Below are 20,910 nucleotides of genomic sequence, written 5' to 3' on the forward strand. Positions count from 1 at the left end.
ATGGAGCCATGGCGATCGAGCACGACTACTTCGGCCTGCTGGAGTCCGGTCCGGACGGGTCGATCTTCTGGTCCGAAGCGGTGGACTTCGGTGATCAGCGCGTGACGGTCGACCTCACCGCGCCCGACCAAGACGACGTCTCGATCGACGCCCTCGACGTGGCGGCCGCGATGATCTCGGGCCTCGAGGCGATCGATCTGCGTGCCCGCAATGCGATGGTGTCCGAGCTCGATGACCGGACCAGTGAGGTGACGGAGTACATCTTGCAGCAGCAGGAGCTGCTCGGTGAAGACCTCGACGACCTCCTCGTCGACGTTTCGGGCGACGTGCACATGGATGTCATCCGTTCCCTGCAGCTGATGAGCATGACGATCCTCGCCGACGAGCACGACGGGAAGGATCCGTTCGCGGTGCTCGAGTATGCGCTCGACCCCGATTCCACCGACGATGTGCTGCTCGTGAACCTCGACGTCGCCGGCGCGGTGCAGTCGGTGACCAGCGCCGACTGACCGCACCGGCATCCGCTCAGTTCGCGTTCGCCCAGTCGAGCGCCTGCTGCAAGACGGCCAGCTCCCGGTACCAGGTGCGCACCTCGACGCGGCATCGAACGCGGTCGATCCGGGTGTCATACTCGCCGCACTCGGCCATGGCTTCGGAATCCGTGGGCGGGTGGATCGACGACCCGTCGGCGTACTCGATCGAGAAGCCGTTCGCGGCGTCCCCGGTGACCGCGATCACCGTGTCGGGCGGCGGGGCTGCTTCGGTGGCGTTCGCCGCCACGGGGATCGCGATAGCCGAGGCCAGGAAGACGGCGGCCAGTCCGAGTCCGAGTGTGCGTGTGCGTGTGCGCATGAGCATGGGCGTCCTTTCGTCGTGCCGACGCGCGGATGCGGCGCCGACGACACGACGGTAGGGACGAGCGGATGCCGCGCGACCTCGCACGCCGCCCGTTGTGGAGGGGCTGCGGGCGGACGCCGCTGTGGAGGAGTCGGTCTGCTCAGACGGCCTGCGCGAACCCGGCGGACGCAGCCTCGTCCGCGAGGTGCGCGAGCGTCGGCGGAAGCGGCCTACCCTTCGCGGCCATGGAACCGGCCCAGAGACGTCCGGCCCGATACGACGAACGCACGAGCGGGCCGGCGAGGACGCCGAGGAAACCGATGCGTTCGGCGACCTCCTTGTACTCGACAAACTCCTGGGGCTTCACCCAACGGGCAACCGGCAGGTGCCGGGGGCTCGGGCGCAGGTACTGCGTGATGGTGATGATGTCGGTGCCGGCGTCGTGGAGATCGTGGAGTGCCTGCACGACCTCGTCCGGATCCTCACCCATTCCGAGGATGAGGTTCGACTTCGTGATGAGGCCCGCATCGCGGGCGCGGGTGAGAACGCCGAGCGAGCGGTCGTAGCGGAAGGCCGGTCGGATCCGCTTGAAGATGCGCGGCACCGTTTCGACATTATGAGCGAACACCTCGGGGCGCGCGTCGAAGACCTCGTCGAGCAGGTGCGGCTCACCGTTGAAGTCGGTGGCGAGCAGCTCGACGCCGGTGCCGGGGTTGTGGGCGCGGATCTGCCGCACGGTCTCCGCGTTCAGCCAAGCGCCGCCGTCCGGGAGGTCATCGCGTGCGACGCACGTCACCGTGGCGTATCGCAGGCGCATGCGCTGCACGCTTTCCGCGACCCGGCGCGGCTCGTCGGTGTCGTAGTCCGCAGGCTTGCCGGTGTCGATCTGGCAGAAGTCGCATCGCCTCGTGCATTGGGAACCGCCAATGAGGAACGTCGCCTCGCGGTCTTCCCAACACTCGAAGATGTTTGGGCAGCCCGCCTCCTGGCAGACGGTGTGCAGCCCCTCATCTTTGACCAGCCGCTGGAGGCCCTGGTACTCCGGGCCCATCCTGGCGGTCGTGCGGATCCACTCCGGCTTCCGCTCGATCGGTGTCTCCGCGTTGCGCACCTCGAGACGCAGCAGTTTGCGTCCGCCCGGCGCCGTCCCGGTCGTGCCCGCCCCGCCGGTCCCGCACGCGCTCACGCGGCGACCTCCGTGGCGAAGGCGCGAGCGAACGCGTCGGCGACCACCGGGAGGGCTGTCGCCACCGGGATGGGCCTCCTCGCCACCGCGCTGAGCGTCGTGACATCGGCGTCCGGGATCCCGCACGGCACGATGTGGCGGAACGGTTCGAGGTCGTTGTCGCAGTTCAGTGCGAACCCGTGCATGGTGACCCCGCGCTCGACGCGGACACCGATCGCGGCGACCTTGGCTTCGCCGCTCGCACCGTCGACCCACACGCCGCTCCGCCCGCCGACGCGACGCGAGACGATGCCCAGCGCCGCGATCACGTCGATGAGGATGCCCTCGAGGAGCCGGACATGGGCGACCACGTCGACGGGCGAGGCGAGCGGCACGATCGGATATCCGACGAGCTGGCCCGGACCGTGCCAGGTGATCTTGCCGCCGCGGTCGACGTCGATCACGGGCGTGCCGTCGTCTGGTCGCTCATGCGCCTCCGTGCGGGCGCCGGCGGTGTACACGGGGGAGTGCTCGAGCAGCAGCAGCGTCGGCGGACGGACGCCGGCCACGACGTCTCGGTGCGTCTCGCGCTGCACCGCCCACGCCGCGCGGTAGTCGACGCTGTCGGGTGCGAGCCCTTCGGTGCGGATCTCGAGCATGACGACTCCCTCGTTGTTGAACTCAGTGCAACAATACCGCCCAGTAAGCTCGCCCCATGTCACTCGGTCGTCCTCGCGCGTCGTCGCGCGCATTCATCTCGGATGCCGCGTGCGAGCTCTTCCTGGAGCGCGGTTTCGAGGCGACATCGGTGACCGACATCGCGCAGCGCGCCGGCGTCAGCCGATCGAGCTTCTTCAACTACTTCCCGTCGAAGGACGCGATCATCTGGTCTGCACTCGACGAGCGGATCGATGTGCTCGGCGAGCGGCTGCGCGAGCAGGATGTCACCGCTGCGCTCCACGCGGTCGCTGACGGACTGAGACCGGACGCCCTGGCGCTCGCGCTGACGAACGCGCAGGCGATGGGGATGGAGTCGGAGCTCGATCGTGCGGCGGCGCTCCGCGCGGCAGCGATCGCGTCGACCGTCGCGCAGGCGCTCACCGGCCGAGGGATGGATCCCGTCGAGGCCGCCGTGGCGGGTGCAGCGCACGGGGGTGCGGTGATGGCGGCCATTCGCGCATGGGCGGCGGCCGGTGCAGGACGGACGACCTTGGCGAGTCCGCTTGCCGTCGCGCTCGCCCGCGCGGCTCGCACGCTGCACTGACACTGCACTCACGGTGATCGTCGCGGTGCCGCTCGACTAAACTCGACCCATCATGGCTACTTTCGGCACCCTCTCCGATCGTCTCACCGAGACGTTCCGCAACCTCCGCACCAAGGGCAAGCTCTCGCCCGCGGACATCGACGGGACCGTCCGGGAGATCCGGCGCGCGCTGCTCGACGCGGACGTCGCGCTCGCGGTGGTTAAGGACTTCACCAGCAAGGTGCGCGACCGCGCGCTCGGCGACGAGGTGAGCCGTGCGCTCAACCCGGCCCAGCAGGTCGTGCAGATCGTCAACGAGGAGCTCGTCGCAATCCTCGGTGGCCAGCAGCGCCGGTTGCAGTTCGCGAAGCAGCCGCCGACCGTCATCATGCTCGCCGGACTCCAGGGTTCGGGAAAGACGACCTTTGCGGGCAAGCTCGCGAAGCAGCTCGAGAAGGACGGCCACACGCCGCTCCTGGTCGCGTGCGACCTCCAGCGCCCGAACGCCGTGAACCAGCTCACCGTGGTCGCGGAGCGCGCCGGAGCCGCGATCTTCGCCCCGGAGCCCGGCAACGGCGTCGGCGACCCGGTCAAGGTCGCCAAGGCGGGCGTCGACCACGCCCGCCGCCAGCAGCACGATGTGGTCATCATCGACACCGCCGGACGACTCGGTGTGGATGCCGAGCTCATGCGACAGGCATCCGACATCCGCAAGGCGACCGATCCCGACGAGGTGCTCTTCGTCATCGACTCGATGATCGGTCAGGACGCGGTCGCCACGGCGAGGGCGTTCCAGGACGGTGTCGACTTCACCGGTGTCGTGCTCTCGAAGCTCGACGGTGACGCACGCGGTGGTGCCGCACTGTCGGTGGCATCCGTCACGGGTCGCCCGATCATCTTTGCCTCCACGGGTGAGGGACTCGACGACCTCGAGCCGTTCCACCCTGACCGTATGGCGAGCCGGATCCTCGACCTCGGTGACATCCTCACGCTCATCGAGCAGGCTCAGCAGGCCTTCGACGAGGAAGAGGCGCAGAAGGTCGCCGAAAAGCTCGCCAAGGAGCAGTTCACGCTCGAGGACTTCCTCGAGCAGCTCCAGCAGGTCCGCAAAATGGGCTCGATGAAGAAGATGCTCGGGATGCTGCCGGGCATGGGCCAGATGAAGCAGCAGATCGAGCAGTTCGACGAACGCGAGATCGACCGCACTGAGGCGATCATCCGCTCGATGACGCCGGGGGAGCGCCGCAATCCGAAGGTCCTCAACGGCTCGCGCCGTCTGCGGATCGCGCGCGGTTCGGGCATGACCGTGACCGACGTGAACCAGCTCGTCCAGCGGTTCGACCAGGCCGCGAAGATGATGAAGACCGTCGCTCGCGGGGGTGTGCCCAGCATGCCCGGGATGGGCGCCGTCGGCGGCAAGCCCGGCGCGTCGAGCAAGCGAGGCAACAAGAAGCAGAAGTCGAGCGGTGGCTCGCGCTCGGGGAACCCGGCGAAGCGGGCTGCCGAGAACGCCGGTCTCGCTGCGGCATCGACCGCAGCGAGCGGTTCGGGCTTCGGGCTCGGCGGTGCGCAGCAGCCGAGCGAGGCCGACCTCGCGGAGATCCAGAAGCTCTTCGGCAAGGGCTGACCCCGCTCAGCCGAGGGCGACCTGCTCGCGCAGCGTCGGGCCGCCCCGGAATTCGCGGATGAGGTGCTGCACGACCTCGCGGAGATCGCCGCCTGCAGCATCCGCGACCCGGATCTGCCGCGCGTAGCTCGCCCCCTGCGCGAGGATCGTCCCCACTCCGGCGAACTCTTTCGCGCAGTGGAGCTCCGCCGCGATCGGCGCGAGCTCGTCCACCATCTCGGCGAGGTGCTCGGAGACTTGGCGCTGCGCCCCCGACCGATCGACGATCACGTCGGCTTCGAGACCGTAGCGAGCCGCACGCCACTTGTTCTCGCGGACGAACCAGGGCTGGATCGTCGGCAGGGCCTCACCGGCGTCGAGCATCCGCGAGAAGCGCTCGACGAGTACCTGGACGAGTGCGGCGACCGCGGCGAGCTCCGGCAGCGTCGACATCCCGTCGCACGCGCGAACCTCGATCGTGCCCCACTTCGGCGCCGGACGGATGTCCCAGCGGACCTCGGTGGCGTCCTCCATGACGCCGGTACGGACCATGTCGTCGAGGTACGCCCCGTACGCATCCCACGTCTCGAGCGGCCACGGCAATCCCGCCGTCGGAAGCTGTTGGAACACGAGCGCGCGATTTGACGCGTACCCGGTCCGGTCGCCCGCCCAGAACGGGCTCGACGCCGATAGTGCTTGGAGGTGGGGAAGGTAGGCGGTCAGGGCGTTCACGATCGGCATGACCTTGTTCACGTCCTCGACGCCGATGTGGACGTGGATGCCCCAGATCATCATGTTGCGACCCCACCACTGGGTCCGTTCGATGAGCTTGTGATACCTGGTCTTGTCGGTGACCGCTTGGTCGTACCAGCGCGCGAAGGGGTGGCTCCCGGCGCACAGGAGCTCGATGCCCTGGGGGTCGGTCACGGTGCGGACCGTCCGGATCGCGTCGGCGATGTCGTCGACCGCAGCGGCGACCGTGTCGCCCACGCCGCTCGTGATCTCGACCGTGTTCGTCAGGAGCTCACCCGTGATGGTGTGACGCTCGTGCTCGGCTGCCGCCTCGACGACGTCCAACACGTTCCGCGCGCGCGGAACGAGGTCGCCGGAATCGCGGTCCGCGAGCATGAGCTCCCATTCGATCCCCACGGTCGATCGGGCCGATGTCGCGAAGGGCAGCGTCATGCGGCCAGTGTGCCACGCCGGCCCCGGTGTTCGCGGCATCCCGACGGATCTGGCAGAATGGACTGTTGGACCGCCGTGCCCGACCCTCTATCCGGCTCGAACGTCCACCGCAGAGCTTCCGCCGGGTGTGCACCCCACGCTCCAGGCGACGTTCATCACCTTTCACAACACCATTCAGGAGAATTGTGGCTGTCAAGATCCGTCTCAAGCGCCTCGGCAAGATCCGTGCGCCCTACTACCGCATCGTCGTCGCCGACTCGCGCACCAAGCGCGACGGCCGCGTGATCGAGGAGATCGGCAAGTACCACCCCACCGAGGAGCCCTCGTTCATCGAGGTCAACTCCGAGCGCGCACAGTACTGGCTCTCCGTCGGCGCGCAGCCGACCGAGCAGGTCGCGGCGATCCTCAAGCTCACGGGTGACTGGGGCAAGTTCAAGGGCGACGCGAAGGCCGTCTCGACGGTCAAGACCGCCGCCGCCAAGGAGGAGTTCTCCGTGGACTCCGCCAAGAAGTCGGTCATCAAGCCGAAGGCCGAGCAGAAGGCCGAGGCTCCCGCCGCTGCCGAGACCGAGGCTGAGGCCGAGGTCGACGCCACCGACGCCGAGTGATCCGTTGCTGTCCGCTGCGCTCGAGCACATCGTCAAGGGGATCGTGGATCACCCGGACGACGTGGCCATCCGTTCCAGCTCCTCGCCTCGCGGGGACGTGCTGGAGGTGCGCGTGCACCCCGATGACCGGGGTCGCGTGATCGGGCGCGGCGGACGCACGGCGAAAGCACTGCGGACCCTCGTCTCGGCGCTGGCCGACGGCAAGCGGGTCCGCGTCGACGTGGCGGACGACTGAGATGTCGGCCGCACGTCCCGCCCGCACGCAGCTGCGTGTCGGGCGTCTGGTCAAGGCGCACGGCCTCAAGGGTGCGCTGAAGCTGGAGCTCTACACCGACGATCCCGACGGCCGTTTCGTGCCCGGCGCGGTGTTCACGCTCCAGGTCCCCGAGTCGTCGCCGTGGCACGGCAAATCGGTGACCGTCCGCGAGTTCAAGTGGATGAACTCCCACCCCGTCGTCTTCATCGACGGCATCGACGACCGCGACGGCGCCGAATCGATCGTGCGCGCCATCCTGTGGCTCGATCAGGACGAATCGGATGCCGCGCCCGAGGAGGACGCCTGGTACGACCACCAGCTGGTGGGCCTCGACGTCGTTCGTGACGGAGCCGTCATCGGCCGCGTCACCCAGATCGACCACCTGCCCTCGCAGGATCTGCTGAGCGTGAAGCTCGGCGACGGCCGGGAGGTGCTCGTGCCGTTCGTGAAGGCGATCGTGCCCGAGGTCGACGTGGCCGGTGGGCGCCTGGTCGTCACGCCGCCGCCCGGCCTGTTCGAGGAGCTCCCCTCCGACGAGGACGATGCTGTCGACGCGGCATCCGAGGCGCCGGACGGGGACGCGAAGGCCTGACGTGCGCATCGACGTCGTCACGATCTTCCCGCCGTTCTTCGACGTCCTCGAGGTTTCACTCCTCGGGAAGGCCCGCGGATCCGGACTGCTCGACGTGCGCGTGCATGATCTGCGCTCCCACGCGCACGACCGGCATCGCACCGTCGACGACACCCCGTACGGCGGTGGCGCGGGCATGGTCATGAAGCCGGAACCGTGGGGCGCAGCGCTCGACGAGATTGCGGCGGATGCCACGGCTGCACCGGTATTCGTCTTTCCGTCGCCCGCGGGCGAGGTCTTCACGCAAGCCACCGCGCGCGCGTTGAGCACCGAGCAGCATCTCGTATTCGGTTGCGGCCGGTACGAAGGCATCGACGAGCGGGTCTTCGACTATGCCTCGACGCTGGGCCAGGTTCGCCTGCTGAGCCTCGGCGACTACGTCCTCAACGGTGGCGAGGTTGCCTCGATGGCCATGATCGAAGCGATCGGTCGCCTCATCCCCGGCGTCGTCGGCAACCCCGAGAGCCTTGTCGAGGAATCGCACGAAGCCGGCCTCCTCGAATACCCGTCGTACACCAAGCCCGCGAGCTGGCGTGGCCGAGACGTTCCCGACGTGCTGCTCAGTGGGCATCACGGCCGGGTGGCGCAGTGGCGTCATGACCAGCAGGTGGAACGCACGCGAACGCGGCGCCCCGACCTCCTCGACGGTTGAGTTCTCAGCGTCCTCCGAGCGGACCGAATCCCTCGCCTCGGTACCGGCGCGTAGCATCGAGGCATGTGGCTTCGTCGGACGTTCTTCCACTGGCTGCCGGTCTCCGCGGTCGTGCTGCCACTGTGGCTGCTGATCGGATGGATCGTCACGGACGCCGGCGGGTGGGCGCTCCTCTGGGTGCTCGTCATCGCGATTCCGTCGGTTCTCATCGGACAGCTCGTCCTCACGTTCCTCGTTCGCGCCCGCGGGACGGTGCGCCACAGCCGCAGCGTGTCGTGGTGGGACGTCGCCGGGTTCACTGTCTGGCACCTGCTCACAATCGCAGTCGGTGCCTTCGTCGAAGGCTGGTTCTGGGCGTTCCTGCCCCTCGCCATCGTCGGTTTCCTCGCGGTGTTCTGGTCGTCGCTCCGACAGCTGTTGCAGGAGGCGCGACCCAGTGAAGTCCTGCGTCGGTATACGGCGCCCGCGCGAGGCTCGCAAGCGCCCGGCGTCGTCGTGATCGAGGAGCGACGTACGGGGGAATGATGGTTTTGCGGCGACGCGGATCCATGGCAGAATTGACCCTCGTGCCCTGAACGGTCTCTGCCTCAGGGGAGCACGACGCCACTCCGGCGTCGCGGGCACCGCATCCTTTTCCCTTTAACTCTCGCGGTCGACCTGGGGCGGTCGCAGGAAGTGACGATCATGCAGATCCTCGACTCCGTCGACGCAGCCTCGCTGCGGTCCGACATTCCCGCTTTCAAGGCCGGCGACACCGTGAAGGTGCACGTCAACATCACCGAGGGCAACCGCTCGCGTATCCAGGTGTTCCAGGGCGTCGTTATCGGTCGCTCGGGCGACGGCGTCCGCGAGACCTTCACGGTCCGCAAGATCAGCTTCCAGGTGGGCGTCGAGCGCACCTTCCCGGTGCACAGCCCGGTGATCGACCACATCGAGGTCGTCACCCGCGGTGACGTGCGTCGCGCGAAGCTCTACTACCTCCGCAACCTGCGTGGCAAGAAGGCGAAGATCAAGGAGAAGCGCGACAGCTGATCGCGTAGCTCCAGCGGATGCCCCGGGACCTCGGTCTCGGGGCATCCGTCGTTTCACGTTGGCGTGTGTCCGTGGTTCCCGGGTGTTTGGGAGCCGCCTGCGGCGGCGGTGTGCGACCCTGGACTGAGCCCACCGATCGCCGGTCGGCCACGTGAAGGACAGCATGACCTCGGACTCCTCGTCGCTCCCGTCGGAACCCCAGACGCGAGCACGCGTTCGACGTGGACCGTGGCCGTTCATTCGGGACATCCTGGTCATCCTCATCATCGCGATCCTGGTCTCGTTCCTCGTGAAGACCTTTCTCGTACGGTCCTTCTACATCCCGTCCGGGTCGATGGAGAACACGCTGTTGAAGGATGACCGCATCCTCGTCGACGAGCTGACTCCGAGATTCGGCGGGTACGACCGCGGAGACGTCGTCGTCTTCCGCGACCCTGGCGGGTGGTTGCCGGTGTCGTACGAGCCTGCTCAGCCGCCGCTGGCCGCCGCGCTCGACTGGGTGACGTCGCTCGTCGGGCTCACCGCCTCGGACAGCGAGGAACATCTCATCAAGCGGATCATCGGGGTGCCCGGTGATCACGTCGTGTGCTGCAATGCGCTCGGTCAGGTGACCGTGAACGACGTGCCGCTCAACGAGACGCCGTACCTCAAGCTCGGCGAAGGTCAGCAAGCTCCGCAAGAGGTGGAGTTCGACGTCACGGTGCCGGAGGACTCGATCTGGGTGCTCGGCGACAACCGGGACAGCTCTCAGGACTCGCGCTACCACCAGGATCAGCCGGGTCGCGGCTTCGTGCCGATGGAGAACATCGTCGGGCGCGCGTTCATCAAGACCTGGCCCCTCGATCGGATCGGCGGCATCGACGGGCACCACGACGTCTTTTCGAGCGTTCCCGCCCGGGAACCGCAGTGACGGTCGCCACCCCGCGCTTCACCGTCGAACGGCGGCTGCTCCGCGAGCACACGCTCATCATCGCCTGCGACGAGGTCGGCCGCGGTGCGCTGGCGGGTCCCGTCGCCGTCGGTGCTGCGGTCGCGGATGCCGCGCTGACCCGGCGACGCATCCTCGAGGGGCTGCGCGATTCGAAGCTCATCGCGGAGCCGCGCCGGGCCGATGTCGCCGCGCGGGCGCGCGCGTGGGTGCCCGCAAGCGCCGTCGGCTGGGCGAGCGCCGACGAGGTGGACGACGTCGGGATCATGCGGGCGCTCGGTCTCGCGGCCACGCGAGCCATCGGGCGGCTGGGTGAGCAGGGCGTCGACGTCGACGCGGCACTCGTGATCCTCGACGGTAATCACGACTACATCAGCCCGGTGCAGCGGTTCGGGCGGGGGGTCCGCCCCATCATCAAGGCCGACCGCGATTGCGCGTCTGCCGCCGCGGCATCCGTGATCGCGAAGGTCGAGCGCGACGCGTACATGGTCGCGCTGCACGATGCGCACCCGATGTACGGGTGGGCGCAGAACAAGGGGTACGCGAGCGCAGAGCACCGTGCCGCCATCGCGGCACACGGACTCAGCCCGCATCACCGTGCCTCGTGGTCGATCGCGGCGGCGCCGACCCTGTTCTGACGATGCCGGTGCGCCCGGGTCGAGGCACGGCTCTCCTAGGATGGGATCACCATGGATGACGAAGTCTTCGAGGATTACGACCGCGAGCTGGAGCTCGCCCTCTACAAGGAGTACCGCGACGTCGTCGGCCAGTTCCAGTACGTCATCGAGACGGAACGCCGCTTCTACCTCGCGAACGAGGTCAACGTCGTGCGACGGGACACCGAGCACGACTTCTACTTCGAGATCTCGATGACCGATGTCTGGGTCTGGGACATCTACCGAGCTGATCGATTCGTGAAGTCGGTCCGCGTGCTGACCTTCAAGGACGTCAACGTCGAAGAGCTGCAGCGACGCGACTTCCAACTGCCGGACGAGCTCAGCCTCGACGGCTGAGCTTTCTCCCCAGGCGGGTGCGGGTGAGATCTCCCCACACCTTGCTGCGTTCGGTGCGTGTCGCCGATCTGACGACCGCACGCTGGGGGCATGGCAGCGAAGGACGTCCTGGGACGAGCGGGGGAGGAGCGGGCGGCCGCGCACCTCGCGGCATCCGGCTTCCGCATCGTCGATCGCAATTGGCGCACGCGCGAGGGTGAGCTCGACATCGTCGCGACCCGCGGCCGCGCGCTCGTCGTGGTGGAGGTGAAGACGCGGAGCACCGAATGGTTCGGGCATCCGTTCGCCGCGATCGACGCGCGGAAGCGTCGGCGGCTGTGGCACCTCGCGTGCGCGTGGGTCGTTGCCCATCCCGATCTCGCGCGCGGCCGCCGGCTGCGGATCGACGTCATCGGGATCACCGGGGCGGATCCTCACACCGCGCTGCTCGAGCACTTGGAAGACCTCCGATGAGCGTCAGCAGGACGTGGTCGGTCGTGCTGTCGGGTGTCGCCGGCGACATGGTCGAAGTCGAAGCCGATCTGTCGACCCAGGTGCCCGGGTTCTCGATCATCGGGCTCGCGGACAAGGCGGTCGGCGAGGCGCAACAGCGCGTGCAGAACGCGTGCGCGAACAGCGAGCTCGCGCTTCCGCGTCGACACGTGACCGTGAACCTCTCGCCGGCGAACCTTCCTAAGCGCGGGACCGGGCTCGATGTCGCCGTGGCGATCGCAGCGGTCGCGACCGAGCTCGCACTCGATCCCGAATCGCTCGCACGCACCGTGCACCTCGGTGAACTCGGGCTCGACGGCCGGCTGCGACCGGTTCCCGGCATTCTCCCCGCCGTGGTGACGGCGGTCCGTGCCGGATTCCGGCGCGTCGTCGTGCCCGCTGCGAACCTCGAGGAGGCAGCGCTCGTGGAAGGTGCGGACGTCGCCGGAGCGGTGAACCTCCGCGCCGTCGCAGCGCTGCACGGACTCGATGTCGCCCAGGTCGACGAGCCCGCCGTCCCGTTGGCCGACGGTGCCTCGGATGGACACGCCGACCAGGCGCACGAACTCGGTGACGTCATCGGGCAGCGCGACGCGATCGACGCGCTCCTGGTGGCCGCAGCAGGGCGGCACCACGTGCTCATGAGCGGGCCCCCGGGTGCGGGGAAGACCATGCTCGCGCGCAGACTCCCAGGCATCCTTCCCGCACTCGACGATGACACGGCGCTGCAGGTCGCCGCCATGCGGTCGCTGTCCGGGATGCCGGTAACCCGATTGCCCCGGACGCCGCCGTTCGAATCGCCGCATCACACGACGAGCGCCGCCGCACTGATCGGTGGCGGGAGTCGCGCCGCGACGCCTGGTGCGATCGCGCGGGCGAGCGGGGGCGTGCTGTTCCTCGACGAAGCGGGGGAGTTCGGCGCGCACACGCTGAACGCGCTCCGACAACCGCTCGAGGCCGGTGCGATCGAGATCCACCGCGCCGGATTCCGCGCGACGTTCCCCACTCGGTTCCAGCTCATCCTCGCGACCAACCCGTGCCCGTGCGGCAACTACGGTGTGCCGGGCGGCGTGTGCCAATGTCCTTCACTCGCGATCCGGCGCTATCTCGGCAAGCTCACCGGGCCGCTGATGGACCGCGTCGACATGGAGCTTCGCCTTCCACGGGTCGCCGTGGCCGCGGGTGACGATCGCGACCGGATCTCGACGGACGAAGCACGGGGCCGCGTCGCAGCGGCACGCGCTCGAGCGGCCAGCCGACTCGCGGGGACCGGGTGGCGTACCAATGCCGAGGTCGACGGCGCGTGGCTGCGAACCGGGCCGCTCGCGCCGACATCCGACGTCCGTCGGCCGCTCGATGAAGCACTGCAACGCGGTGCGCTCACAATCCGCGGATACGACCGGGTGCTGCGGGTCGCGTGGTCCGTCGCTGACCTCTCCGGACGGGGCCGCGTGACCATCGCCGACGTGGGTCGGGCGCTGTACCTGAAACGCGGGGTGGCGGAATGAACCTGAGTGATCTCGACGGGATGCGCCGGCGACTGATCGGACTGGTGCCGGCAGCGACCCTCGACGACGAGCGAGCCCTGCGGCTGCACTTCGCCGCGGCGGTCTGGTCATGCCTCACCGAACCCGGCGACGCCGTCGCCGGCGCAGCGATCGCAGCGCTGGGCGCAGACGAGGCGCTCGAGTTGGTCCTTCGCCCACCCACCAGTGCCGACAAGGCATGGCGCGATGGGCTGAAGAGATGGAAGCCGCGCATCGGGACCGTCGACGACGCGCTGGCCGCAGCCCGACGAGCCGGGGCGACGCTCATCACGCCGACCGACCCGTCGTGGCCGCACTCCCTCGACGACTTGCAGGCGCACGTGCCGCACTGTCTCTGGGTGCGCGGCGACGTCTCCGCGCTGGATGCCCGACGCCCGACGATCGCGCTCGTCGGGGCGCGAGCGGCGACGACGTATGGCGAGCACGTCGCCACCGACCTCGCTGCCGGCCTCGTGTCAGCCGGGGTCACGGTGGTGTCCGGCGGCGCCTATGGCATCGACGCGATGGCGCACCGTGCGAGCGTCACGGCAGGCGGAATGACCGTGGCGGTCCTCGCCGGCGGGGTCGACCGGCTCTACCCGGCCGGGAATGCGGCGCTGCTCGGGCGGGTCATCGGTGGCGCAGGGGCCGTCGTCGCCGAGGTGCCCTGCGGTACGACACCCACCAAGTGGCGCTTTCTCCAGCGCAACAGGCTCATCGCCGCACTCGCCACCGGAACCGTCGTGGTCGAAGCGGGGTGGCGGTCCGGGTCGCTCAACACCGCCGGGCACGCCGCCTCCCTCGGGCGCCCGCTCGGCGCGGTGCCGGGACCGGTGACGAGTGCGGCGTCGGCCGGGTGCCATCGGCTCCTCCGCGAGTACGACGCCCGCTGCGTCACCTCTGCGATGGACGCGCGGGAGTTGATCGGTCTCGACGGAGCAGTACCGGGCGTGGGCACCGACACACGTATCGACGACCGGACGCGCGTCCTCGATGCCCTCAGCGCTCGCGCCACGAGGTCGGTCGTCGAGATCGCGCGGCGCGCCGGACTCGACCCGGAGCAGTCGGCCGCCCTCGTCGCGCTCCTGGAACTGGAAGGGCGCGCCCGGCGCGTGGACGACGGGTGGCAGCTCGCCGCCGGAGGTGCCCGCGTGTGATGCCGTGTGCGCACGCGCGAGCGGTCATGCTGGTGGCATGCGGATCTCCGAGGCTGCTGTGGCGTACGGCGAAGACCTCGCGCGGGTGCGACGTCTCTCGCCGGCGACGGTGCGGGCCTATCTCGCCGATCTCGCCGACCTCGCCACGGTGATGGGGGACCGCGCGCTCGAAGACGTCGACATCGAGATGCTCCGCGACTGGCTGTGGACGGCAACCCAGCGCGGAGACGCGCGAGCGACGATCGCGCGCAGAACCGCGGCGGCGAGAGGGCTCTTCGCCTGGGCGCTCGACGCGGGCCTCGCCGCGCACGATCCGACGATGCGTCTCGTCAGCCCGAAACGCGGACGGAGCCTGCCCGCCGTCGCCGCGGCGCCGACCCTAGGTGCGGCGCTCGACCAGTTCGCGCGCGAAGCTTTCACCGACGGTGACGTGATCCGCATCCGCGACGCAGCAGTGCTGGAAGCGCTCTACGGCGGCGCCCTGCGCGTCTCCGAACTCTGCGGACTCGATCTCGATTCGATCTCCCGTGCGGATGCCACGGTCCGGGTGCTCGGCAAGGGGTCGAAGGAGCGGGTCGTCCCACTCGGCGCGCCGGCGACCGCGGCACTGGACGCCTACCTGGTCCGGGCTCGACCGGTGCTGCTGAGCGACGCATCCGGCTCCGCGCTCTTCCTCGGTGCCCGAGGCGGTCGCCTGGGTGCACGGACGGTCTACGAGCTGGTGCGGCGCGTCCTCGGACCTGTCGTGGGTGCTGACGCGGTCGGACCGCACACCCTCCGCCACTCGGCGGCCACCCACCTGCTCGATCGCGGCGCGGACCTGCGCGCCGTGCAGGAGTTCCTCGGACATGCGAGTCTCGGGACGACGCAGATCTACACGCACGTATCGACCGAGCGCCTCCACGCGGCCTACCGCCAAGCCCATCCGCGGGCGTAGTCCGCGAGCATCACTCGCAGCACGGGAGCAGAACCGCAGCAGGCACCTCCCGCACGAGAGAGAGCGGGTTCACATACTCGCCGTGGTGGCGCACGCCGACGTGGAGGGCGCCCGGCGGCGCGTGGCCGCCCACGCCGAGCGTGCCGATCGGCTCACCGGCATCCACCACGTCCCCGACGCTGACCGACGGATCGACCGGCTCCACACTTGTCACCCAGCCGGCGTCGTGGTCGAGCGTGAGCACACCGCGCCCGGCGACCGGCCCCGCGAACGCGACGGTACCCGCGCTCGCTGCGAGCACATCGGTTGCGCTCGAACCCGCCGCGATGTCGACCCCGCGGTGACCGGCTCCGTACTGGTGCGCCGGCGCGACGAAGGGAGCGAGGACGACCGCGTCGGGCATCGGCAGTCGCCATCCGGCAGGACCGTGATCGATGGACGTCATCCCTCCCGTCGCGACGGCTGCGGGCACCGGGAGGAGCAGCACGAGGGCGGCGATGGTGATGGCGAGGAGAGCGCGACGTCTGGACATGCGGCCACGTTGCTCCCCGGGTGTGGCGCGCGGGGCGATCCGTGTCGAGCTGTGGGGAATCGGACGCGCGCAATGGCGGGGGAGAAGGCCTCGGTGTTGCTACACTGGACCTGCACCTCGCTCGTCGGGGTGACTACGCGTGCCCTCAGCGGCTCCCGGTCGGATTCGATCCACCGTGATGACGCGGCATCCCACCCACAGGTCTCCCAGCGGAGCGGGTGCATGCCGGGCACCAGGCTCGTCGTGACCACCGGTCCGGCGCGAATCAACCAAAAGAACAGGAGAACGGCCATGGCCGTCGTTACCATTCGCCAGCTGCTCGACAGCGGCGTCCACTTCGGACACCAGACCCGCCGGTGGAACCCGAAGGTCAAGCGCTTCATCCTCACCGAGCGCAGCGGCATCCACATCATCGACCTGCAGCAGTCGCTCGGGTACATCGACAAGGCGTACGAGTACGTCCGTGAGACGGTCGCCCACGGTGGCACCATCCTCTTCGTCGGCACCAAGAAGCAGGCGCAGGAGATCATCGCCGAGCAGGCGACCCGCGTCGGCCAGCCGTTCGTGAACCAGCGCTGGCTCGGTGGCCTCCTCACCAACTTCTCGACGGTCAGCAAGCGCCTCGCCCGCATGAAGGAGCTCGAGGAGCTCGACTTCGAGAACCCGGCAGAGAGCGGCTTCACCAAGAAGGAGCTCCTCCTCAAGAAGCGTGAGCTCGACAAGCTGCACAAGTCGCTCGGTGGTATCCGCAATCTGCAGAAGACCCCGTCGGCCATCTGGGTCGTCGACGCCAAGCGCGAGCACCTCGCCATCGACGAGGCCAAGAAGCTCGGCATCCCCGTGATCGGCATCCTCGACACGAACGCCGACCCGGACGAGTTCCAGTTCCCGATCCCGGGCAACGACGACGCGATCCGCTCGGTCAGCCTGCTGACGCGCATCATCGCCGACGCTGCCGCCGAGGGCCTCATCCAGCGCCACCAGCCGTCCGACGAGTCGGCCGACGCCGAGCCCCTCGCTGACTGGGAGCGCGAGCTTCTCGAGTCGACCACCACCACTGAGGCCGAGGCGCCCGCAGCCGAGACCGAGGCTCCGGCTGAGGCCGCTGAGACCGAGGCCGCTGAGACCGAGGCTCCGGCCGAGGCCAAGACCGCAGAGTAATCTTCCGGCGGCCGCCCCCATCAGGGGCGGCCGCACTCGGATACGAACCATCCACAACTGAGGAGCCGCCACCCATGGCAAACTTCACCATCGCGGACATCAAGGCCCTGCGCGAGCAGCTCGGCACGGGCATGGTCGACACCAAGAAGGCGCTCGAGGAAGCCGACGGCGACCTCGAGAAGGCCGTCGAGATCCTCCGCCTCAAGGGCGCGAAGGGCAACGCGAAGCGTGCCGACCGCTCCACGAGCGAGGGCCTCGTCGCCGCGCACGAGTCCGCCGGCGCCGTGACGCTCATCGAGCTGAACACCGAAACCGACTTCGTCGCGAAGAACGACCGCTTCATCGCGCTCTCCGAGAAGGTGCTCGCTGCCGCCGCCGCGGCATCCGCCGACTCGGCCGAGGCAGCGCTCGCAGCCGACGCCGACGGCAAGACCGTCGCCGACCTCATCAACGACGAGGCCGCGATCATCGGCGAGAAGGTCGAACTGCGCCGCGTGCGCACACTCACCGGCGACGCGTTCCAGGTCTACCTGCACAAGACGAGCAAGGACCTGCCCCCGCAGGTCGGCGTCGTCGTCGCCTACTCGGGTGACGACGCCGAGACCGCTCGTTCGATCGCGCAGCACATCTCGTTCGCGAACCCGACGTTCCTCTCGCGCGACGAGGTCCCCGAGGCTGACGTCGAGAAGGAGCGCGAGATCGTCACCGAGATCTCCCGCAACGAGGGCAAGCCCGAGGCTGCGCTCCCGAAGATCGTCGAGGGCCGCGTGAACGCGTTCTTCAAGCAGGTCGCTCTGCTCGACCAGGACTACGCGAAGGACAACAAGCTGTCCGTCGCGAAGGTCGCTGACGACGCAGGCATCACCATCACCGGCTTCGCCCGCTTCAAGGTCGGCGCGTAAGCATCACGGAAGGGGTTCGCATCACATGATGCGAACCCCTTTTCCGTGCCGTTCGATAGTCTTCATCAGACGAGAGGATCCCCGAGTGACCGATGAGCACACCGGACGCCGCCGCGTCCTCCTGAAACTGTCCGGCGAAGCGTTCGGAGCCGGCGCGCTCGGGGTCAACCCCGACGTCGTCAGTCAGATCGCGCAGGAGATCGCGGCAGCGGTCGATCGCGTCGAGATCGCGGTCGTCGTCGGCGGCGGGAACTTCTTCCGTGGCGCCGAGCTGAGCCAACGCGGTATGGACCGCGGCCGTGCAGATTACATGGGCATGCTCGGCACCGTCATGAACGCGCTCGCGCTCCAGGACTTCCTCGAGCAGGCCGGCGCCGCGACGCGCGTGCAGTCGGCCATCTCCATGACGCAGGTCGCAGAGCCCTACATCCCGCGCCGTGCGCAGCGTCACCTCGAGAAGGGGCGCGTCGTCATCTTCGGTGCCGGTGCCGGCCTTCCGTATTTCTCGACCGACACGGTCGCCGCACAGCGCGCCCTCGAGATCGGTGCCGTCGAGGTGCTCGTCGCCAAGAACGGTGTCGACGGTGTCTACACGGCCGACCCCAAGAAGGACGCCACTGCCGAGAAGCTCGACACGATCACCTACCGGGACGCGCTGCAGCGCGGACTGAAGGTCGTCGATTCGACGGCCTTCAGCCTCTGCATGGACAACGGCATGGACATGCGCGTGTTCGGCATGGAGCCTGGTGGCAACGTCACCCGCGCGCTGCTCGGCGAATCGATCGGCACGCTCGTCCGCGTCTGAGGACCCGACACCGCGGCCGACTAGACTTGGCCGGACGTATCAACGAATGGAGTGACCGTGATCGCCGACATCCTGGCCGACACGAAGAGCCGCATGGACCGTGCCGTGGAGGCCGCCAAGGAGGACTTCTCGACCGTCCGTACCGGGCGCGCGAACCCGCAGCTCTTTCAGAAGGTGATGGTCGAGTACTACGGCACCCCGACGCCGCTCGCACAGCTCGCATCGCTCAACGCGGTCGAGGCGCGGACCCTCGTCGTCACGCCGTATGACAAGTCCGCACTGCGCGGGATCGAGCAGGCGATCCGTGACATGCCGAACCTCGGCGCGAACCCGACCAACGACGGCAACCTCATCCGCATCACAATGCCCGAGCTCACGGCAGAACGCCGCAAGGAGTACGTGAAGCTCGTGAAGTCCAAGGGCGAAGATGCGAAGGTGCACGTCCGCGGCATCCGTCGCAAGTCCAAGGACGAGCTCGACGCGCTGAAGGGCGAGGTCAGCGACGACGATCTCGCACGTGCCGAGAAGGAGCTCGACGGCATCACGAAGACGCACGTCGACCTCATCGACGAGGCGCTGAAGCGCAAAGAGGCCGAGCTCCTCGAGGTCTGACGACATCCATGAGCGATGAAGGATCGGGCTCCGCCCCGCCACACGAGGAGTCGATTCGACGCGCCGCCTCGCGTCGCGGGGTGCCGACCGACTCATCCGCGTTGTCCGCGCACGTCCGGGCGGCTCGGAGCGAATTCGAACAGCAGATAGAGCGCGCGCGCATCGAGTTCGAAGAGGCGAACGAGCGGATCAACGCGCGTTCCGGCCGGAACCTGCTCATGGCGATTCTCATCGGCGTCGCCATCGGCGTCGTTGTGCTGGGCACACTCCTCTTCGTGAAGTGGGCGTTCCTGGCGTTCGCGGTACCGCTGTGCCTTCTCGGCATCTTCGAGTTCTCGCGTGCGCTGCACGCGGCGGACCGGCGCATCGACATCGGGCCGCAGTTGTTCGCCGGCGCAGTGATCATGGCCGCGGCCTTCGCCGGCTTCCTGACCCACTGGCTGGTGACGTTCACCGCCGTGATGCTCGTGGTCATCTGGCGGCTCGTCGCGCAGATGGCCGCACGGGACGGCCGTCGCTACGGCGATGTCGTTTCCGATGCCCTCCTGAGCGGCTTCGTGCCGCTCTACGTGGCCTTCCACGGCAGCCTGACGCTCGTGATCCTGCGTCAGGACCACGGCGAGTACTGGTTGCTCGCAGTCATCGCGGTGGCCGTGTCGGTGGACACCGGTGCATATGCCAGCGGTGTCGCGTTCGGACGGCATCCGATGGCCCCGCGCGTGAGCCCGAACAAGACGTGGGAGGGCTTCGCAGGTGCTGCGCTCGCGAGCGTCATCGCGGGTGTCCTGCTCGGTGTCTTCATGCTCCAGATCCCGATCTGGGCCGGTGTCGTGTTCGGTCTCGCGATCCTCGTCTCTGCCACCGTCGGCGACCTCGGGGAGTCGCTCATCAAGCGCGACCTCGGGATCAAAGACATGAGTTCGTTCCTTCCCGGCCACGGCGGCGTCCTCGACCGCCTCGATTCGATCCTCCCGTCCATGGTTCCGGGCCTCGCCCTGTTCTTTCTCCTTTCCCCGTTGAGCACCCTCGCATGACCGACACCACCACACCGTCCGGCTTCCCGACCGTCACCGGCCGCCGCAAAGGCTACGACCCGGTCGCCGTGGACGAGTTCCTTGCTGCGGCGCGCGCCGCCTTCGAAGCCGATGCGCCCGAGGTCACGGCTGCGAACGTCCGCGCCGCCGGGTTCCGGTTGGTCAGAGACGGTTACGACACCGCCGCCGTCGACGCCGCACTCGGTCGGATCGAGGACGCGTTCGCGCGACGGGAGCGGGCGGAAGCCCTCTCGAAGCGCGGTGCACGTGCGTGGGTCGGTGCGTCGCGCACGCTCGCGCAAGAGGTGCTGGACCGCCTCTCCCGGCCGTCACGTCACAAGTTCGCGCGCGTCCCGTTCCTCCGGTTCGGGTACCGCGTCGATGAAGTGGACATCGTTGCGCGGAGGATCGCGCGCTATCTCGAGTCGGGCGAAGGGTTGTCGGTGGAGCAGGTGCGGACGGTCGCGTTCCGGATGCAGCTGGGCGGTTACGACGAGACGCAGGTTGACGCGGTCCTCGATGCCGTCGTCGACGTGATGCTCTCCGTCGGGTGACCGCCTCGCTGGTCGCGGCGATGTCCGGCGCAGTAGGATCGGTTCCACTGTGACTGCCGGTAC

Annotated in this window: 27 protein-coding genes; 22 read left to right on the plus strand and 5 right to left on the minus strand. The window is 68.7% G+C overall.

The features are described 5' to 3' along the window. Positions 1-8 precede the first annotated feature (8 nt). Positions 9-509, plus strand: coding sequence for a DUF2004 domain-containing protein (locus tag QNI14_RS04085; RefSeq protein ID WP_283715040.1), 501 nt, complete (start codon positions 9-11; stop codon positions 507-509). Between the two features lie 16 nt (positions 510-525). Here QNI14_RS04085 and QNI14_RS04090 read toward each other — a convergent pair whose 3' ends face one another. From QNI14_RS04090 to lipB, 3 genes are all read right to left on the minus strand, one after another. Further along, positions 526-858, minus strand: a complete 333-nt coding sequence (locus tag QNI14_RS04090) for a hypothetical protein (RefSeq protein ID WP_283715041.1) — start codon at positions 856-858, stop codon at positions 526-528. A 139-nt stretch (positions 859-997) separates the two neighbouring features. Beyond that, positions 998-2,023 (minus strand): lipoyl synthase, encoded by a 1,026-nt coding sequence (gene lipA / locus QNI14_RS04095; protein WP_283715042.1) that lies wholly within the window; start codon positions 2,021-2,023, stop codon positions 998-1,000. Continuing rightward, complete coding sequence (gene lipB, locus QNI14_RS04100; RefSeq protein ID WP_283715043.1) at positions 2,020-2,661, minus strand: lipoyl(octanoyl) transferase LipB; 642 nt, start codon at positions 2,659-2,661, stop codon at positions 2,020-2,022. The genes lipA and lipB overlap by 4 nt, the downstream gene beginning before the upstream one ends. Before the next feature lie 56 nt (positions 2,662-2,717). Here lipB and QNI14_RS04105 point away from each other — a divergent pair, with 56 nt between their 5' ends. Both QNI14_RS04105 and ffh read left to right on the plus strand, forming a co-directional pair. Beyond that, the gene (locus tag QNI14_RS04105) at positions 2,718-3,266 is read left to right on the plus strand and encodes a TetR family transcriptional regulator (protein WP_283715044.1); all 549 of its coding nucleotides are present in this window, start codon (positions 2,718-2,720) and stop codon (positions 3,264-3,266) included. A gap of 52 nt (positions 3,267-3,318) precedes the next feature. After that, positions 3,319-4,872 (plus strand): signal recognition particle protein, encoded by a 1,554-nt coding sequence (gene ffh / locus QNI14_RS04110; protein WP_283715045.1) that lies wholly within the window; start codon positions 3,319-3,321, stop codon positions 4,870-4,872. A gap of 6 nt (positions 4,873-4,878) precedes the next feature. On the opposite strand, the gene QNI14_RS04115 is transcribed toward ffh, so the two are convergent. Beyond that, positions 4,879-6,036 (minus strand): glutamate--cysteine ligase, encoded by a 1,158-nt coding sequence (locus QNI14_RS04115; protein WP_283715046.1) that lies wholly within the window; start codon positions 6,034-6,036, stop codon positions 4,879-4,881. A 185-nt stretch (positions 6,037-6,221) separates the two neighbouring features. Here QNI14_RS04115 and rpsP point away from each other — a divergent pair, with 185 nt between their 5' ends. The 13 genes from rpsP (at position 6,222) to QNI14_RS04180 (ending at position 15,247) form a co-directional block, all read left to right on the plus strand. Next, entirely contained in the window at positions 6,222-6,644 is a 423-nt protein-coding gene (gene rpsP, locus QNI14_RS04120) for a 30S ribosomal protein S16 (protein WP_283715047.1), read from the plus strand. Between the two features lie 4 nt (positions 6,645-6,648). Next, positions 6,649-6,879, plus strand: a complete 231-nt coding sequence (locus tag QNI14_RS04125; RefSeq protein ID WP_283715048.1) for an RNA-binding protein — start codon at positions 6,649-6,651, stop codon at positions 6,877-6,879. Position 6,880: 1 nt separating this feature from the next. Further along, on the plus strand, positions 6,881-7,492 hold the full coding sequence (gene rimM / locus QNI14_RS04130) for a ribosome maturation factor RimM (protein WP_283715049.1): 612 nt from the start codon (positions 6,881-6,883) through the stop codon (positions 7,490-7,492). 1 nt (position 7,493) lies between these two features. Then, entirely contained in the window at positions 7,494-8,183 is a 690-nt protein-coding gene (gene trmD, locus QNI14_RS04135) for a tRNA (guanosine(37)-N1)-methyltransferase TrmD (protein WP_283715051.1), read from the plus strand. A gap of 63 nt (positions 8,184-8,246) precedes the next feature. Then, positions 8,247-8,708 (plus strand): MFS transporter permease, encoded by a 462-nt coding sequence (locus QNI14_RS04140; RefSeq protein ID WP_283715052.1) that lies wholly within the window; start codon positions 8,247-8,249, stop codon positions 8,706-8,708. A 159-nt stretch (positions 8,709-8,867) separates the two neighbouring features. Beyond that, the gene (gene rplS, locus QNI14_RS04145) at positions 8,868-9,215 is read left to right on the plus strand and encodes a 50S ribosomal protein L19 (protein WP_283715053.1); all 348 of its coding nucleotides are present in this window, start codon (positions 8,868-8,870) and stop codon (positions 9,213-9,215) included. Between the two features lie 163 nt (positions 9,216-9,378). Then, positions 9,379-10,125: a signal peptidase I gene (gene lepB / locus QNI14_RS04150; RefSeq protein WP_283715054.1), complete on the plus strand. Its 747-nt coding sequence runs from the start codon at positions 9,379-9,381 to the stop codon at positions 10,123-10,125. Next, on the plus strand, positions 10,122-10,781 hold the full coding sequence (gene rnhB / locus QNI14_RS04155; protein WP_283715055.1) for a ribonuclease HII: 660 nt from the start codon (positions 10,122-10,124) through the stop codon (positions 10,779-10,781). Before lepB ends, rnhB begins: the two co-directional genes overlap by 4 nt. 51 nt (positions 10,782-10,832) lie before the next feature. Beyond that, positions 10,833-11,156 (plus strand): DUF2469 family protein, encoded by a 324-nt coding sequence (locus QNI14_RS04160; RefSeq protein WP_283715056.1) that lies wholly within the window; start codon positions 10,833-10,835, stop codon positions 11,154-11,156. Positions 11,157-11,246: 90 nt separating this feature from the next. Further along, positions 11,247-11,609: a YraN family protein gene (locus QNI14_RS04165; protein ID WP_283715057.1), complete on the plus strand. Its 363-nt coding sequence runs from the start codon at positions 11,247-11,249 to the stop codon at positions 11,607-11,609. Beyond that, positions 11,606-13,135, plus strand: coding sequence for a YifB family Mg chelatase-like AAA ATPase (locus tag QNI14_RS04170; protein ID WP_283715058.1), 1,530 nt, complete (start codon positions 11,606-11,608; stop codon positions 13,133-13,135). The genes QNI14_RS04165 and QNI14_RS04170 overlap by 4 nt, the downstream gene beginning before the upstream one ends. Continuing rightward, a complete protein-coding gene (gene dprA / locus QNI14_RS04175; protein WP_283715059.1) occupies positions 13,132-14,310 on the plus strand; it encodes a DNA-processing protein DprA in 1,179 nt (392 codons plus the stop codon). Before QNI14_RS04170 ends, dprA begins: the two co-directional genes overlap by 4 nt. A gap of 37 nt (positions 14,311-14,347) precedes the next feature. Continuing rightward, on the plus strand, positions 14,348-15,247 hold the full coding sequence (locus tag QNI14_RS04180) for a tyrosine-type recombinase/integrase (RefSeq protein ID WP_283715060.1): 900 nt from the start codon (positions 14,348-14,350) through the stop codon (positions 15,245-15,247). Between the two features lie 10 nt (positions 15,248-15,257). On the opposite strand, the gene QNI14_RS04185 is transcribed toward QNI14_RS04180, so the two are convergent. Beyond that, entirely contained in the window at positions 15,258-15,779 is a 522-nt protein-coding gene (locus QNI14_RS04185; protein WP_283715061.1) for a murein hydrolase activator EnvC family protein, read from the minus strand. Between the two features lie 291 nt (positions 15,780-16,070). Here QNI14_RS04185 and rpsB point away from each other — a divergent pair, with 291 nt between their 5' ends. The 6 genes from rpsB (at position 16,071) to QNI14_RS04215 (ending at position 20,847) form a co-directional block, all read left to right on the plus strand. Continuing rightward, positions 16,071-16,940, plus strand: a complete 870-nt coding sequence (gene rpsB, locus QNI14_RS04190; protein ID WP_283715062.1) for a 30S ribosomal protein S2 — start codon at positions 16,071-16,073, stop codon at positions 16,938-16,940. A gap of 74 nt (positions 16,941-17,014) precedes the next feature. Then, the gene (tsf, locus tag QNI14_RS04195; protein WP_283715064.1) at positions 17,015-17,842 is read left to right on the plus strand and encodes a translation elongation factor Ts; all 828 of its coding nucleotides are present in this window, start codon (positions 17,015-17,017) and stop codon (positions 17,840-17,842) included. 85 nt (positions 17,843-17,927) lie between these two features. Then, positions 17,928-18,647, plus strand: a complete 720-nt coding sequence (gene pyrH / locus QNI14_RS04200; RefSeq protein ID WP_283715066.1) for a UMP kinase — start codon at positions 17,928-17,930, stop codon at positions 18,645-18,647. 57 nt (positions 18,648-18,704) lie between these two features. Further along, positions 18,705-19,259 (plus strand): ribosome recycling factor, encoded by a 555-nt coding sequence (gene frr, locus QNI14_RS04205; protein WP_283715179.1) that lies wholly within the window; start codon positions 18,705-18,707, stop codon positions 19,257-19,259. Between the two features lie 8 nt (positions 19,260-19,267). After that, entirely contained in the window at positions 19,268-20,293 is a 1,026-nt protein-coding gene (locus QNI14_RS04210; protein WP_430539239.1) for a phosphatidate cytidylyltransferase, read from the plus strand. Further along, a complete protein-coding gene (locus tag QNI14_RS04215; protein ID WP_283715069.1) occupies positions 20,290-20,847 on the plus strand; it encodes a DivIVA domain-containing protein in 558 nt (185 codons plus the stop codon). The genes QNI14_RS04210 and QNI14_RS04215 overlap by 4 nt, the downstream gene beginning before the upstream one ends. Positions 20,848-20,910: the final 63 nt, after the last annotated feature.

This window comes from Microbacterium dauci, from assembly GCF_030065535.1.
Taxonomy (GTDB): Bacteria; Actinomycetota; Actinomycetes; order Actinomycetales; family Microbacteriaceae; genus Microbacterium; species Microbacterium dauci.

Excerpts from the sequence above, each read along its gene's own strand:
- QNI14_RS04085 (WP_283715040.1), top strand. The coding sequence starts at position 9 with ATGGCGATCGAGCACGACTACTTCGGCCTGCTGGAGTCCGGTCCGGAC.
- QNI14_RS04090 (WP_283715041.1), bottom strand. The coding sequence starts at position 858 with ATGCTCATGCGCACACGCACACGCACACTCGGACTCGGACTGGCCGCC.
- lipB (WP_283715043.1), bottom strand. The coding sequence starts at position 2,661 with ATGCTCGAGATCCGCACCGAAGGGCTCGCACCCGACAGCGTCGACTAC.
- QNI14_RS04105 (WP_283715044.1), top strand. The coding sequence starts at position 2,718 with ATGTCACTCGGTCGTCCTCGCGCGTCGTCGCGCGCATTCATCTCGGAT.
- ffh (WP_283715045.1), top strand. The coding sequence starts at position 3,319 with ATGGCTACTTTCGGCACCCTCTCCGATCGTCTCACCGAGACGTTCCGC.
- QNI14_RS04115 (WP_283715046.1), bottom strand. The coding sequence starts at position 6,036 with ATGACGCTGCCCTTCGCGACATCGGCCCGATCGACCGTGGGGATCGAA.
- rimM (WP_283715049.1), top strand. The coding sequence starts at position 6,881 with ATGTCGGCCGCACGTCCCGCCCGCACGCAGCTGCGTGTCGGGCGTCTG.
- QNI14_RS04140 (WP_283715052.1), top strand. The coding sequence starts at position 8,247 with ATGTGGCTTCGTCGGACGTTCTTCCACTGGCTGCCGGTCTCCGCGGTC.
- rplS (WP_283715053.1), top strand. The coding sequence starts at position 8,868 with ATGCAGATCCTCGACTCCGTCGACGCAGCCTCGCTGCGGTCCGACATT.
- lepB (WP_283715054.1), top strand. The coding sequence starts at position 9,379 with ATGACCTCGGACTCCTCGTCGCTCCCGTCGGAACCCCAGACGCGAGCA.
- QNI14_RS04160 (WP_283715056.1), top strand. The coding sequence starts at position 10,833 with ATGGATGACGAAGTCTTCGAGGATTACGACCGCGAGCTGGAGCTCGCC.
- QNI14_RS04165 (WP_283715057.1), top strand. The coding sequence starts at position 11,247 with ATGGCAGCGAAGGACGTCCTGGGACGAGCGGGGGAGGAGCGGGCGGCC.
- QNI14_RS04170 (WP_283715058.1), top strand. The coding sequence starts at position 11,606 with ATGAGCGTCAGCAGGACGTGGTCGGTCGTGCTGTCGGGTGTCGCCGGC.
- dprA (WP_283715059.1), top strand. The coding sequence starts at position 13,132 with ATGAACCTGAGTGATCTCGACGGGATGCGCCGGCGACTGATCGGACTG.
- QNI14_RS04180 (WP_283715060.1), top strand. The coding sequence starts at position 14,348 with ATGCGGATCTCCGAGGCTGCTGTGGCGTACGGCGAAGACCTCGCGCGG.
- QNI14_RS04185 (WP_283715061.1), bottom strand. The coding sequence starts at position 15,779 with ATGTCCAGACGTCGCGCTCTCCTCGCCATCACCATCGCCGCCCTCGTG.
- rpsB (WP_283715062.1), top strand. The coding sequence starts at position 16,071 with ATGGCCGTCGTTACCATTCGCCAGCTGCTCGACAGCGGCGTCCACTTC.
- tsf (WP_283715064.1), top strand. The coding sequence starts at position 17,015 with ATGGCAAACTTCACCATCGCGGACATCAAGGCCCTGCGCGAGCAGCTC.
- QNI14_RS04210 (WP_430539239.1), top strand. The coding sequence starts at position 19,268 with ATGAGCGATGAAGGATCGGGCTCCGCCCCGCCACACGAGGAGTCGATT.
- QNI14_RS04215 (WP_283715069.1), top strand. The coding sequence starts at position 20,290 with ATGACCGACACCACCACACCGTCCGGCTTCCCGACCGTCACCGGCCGC.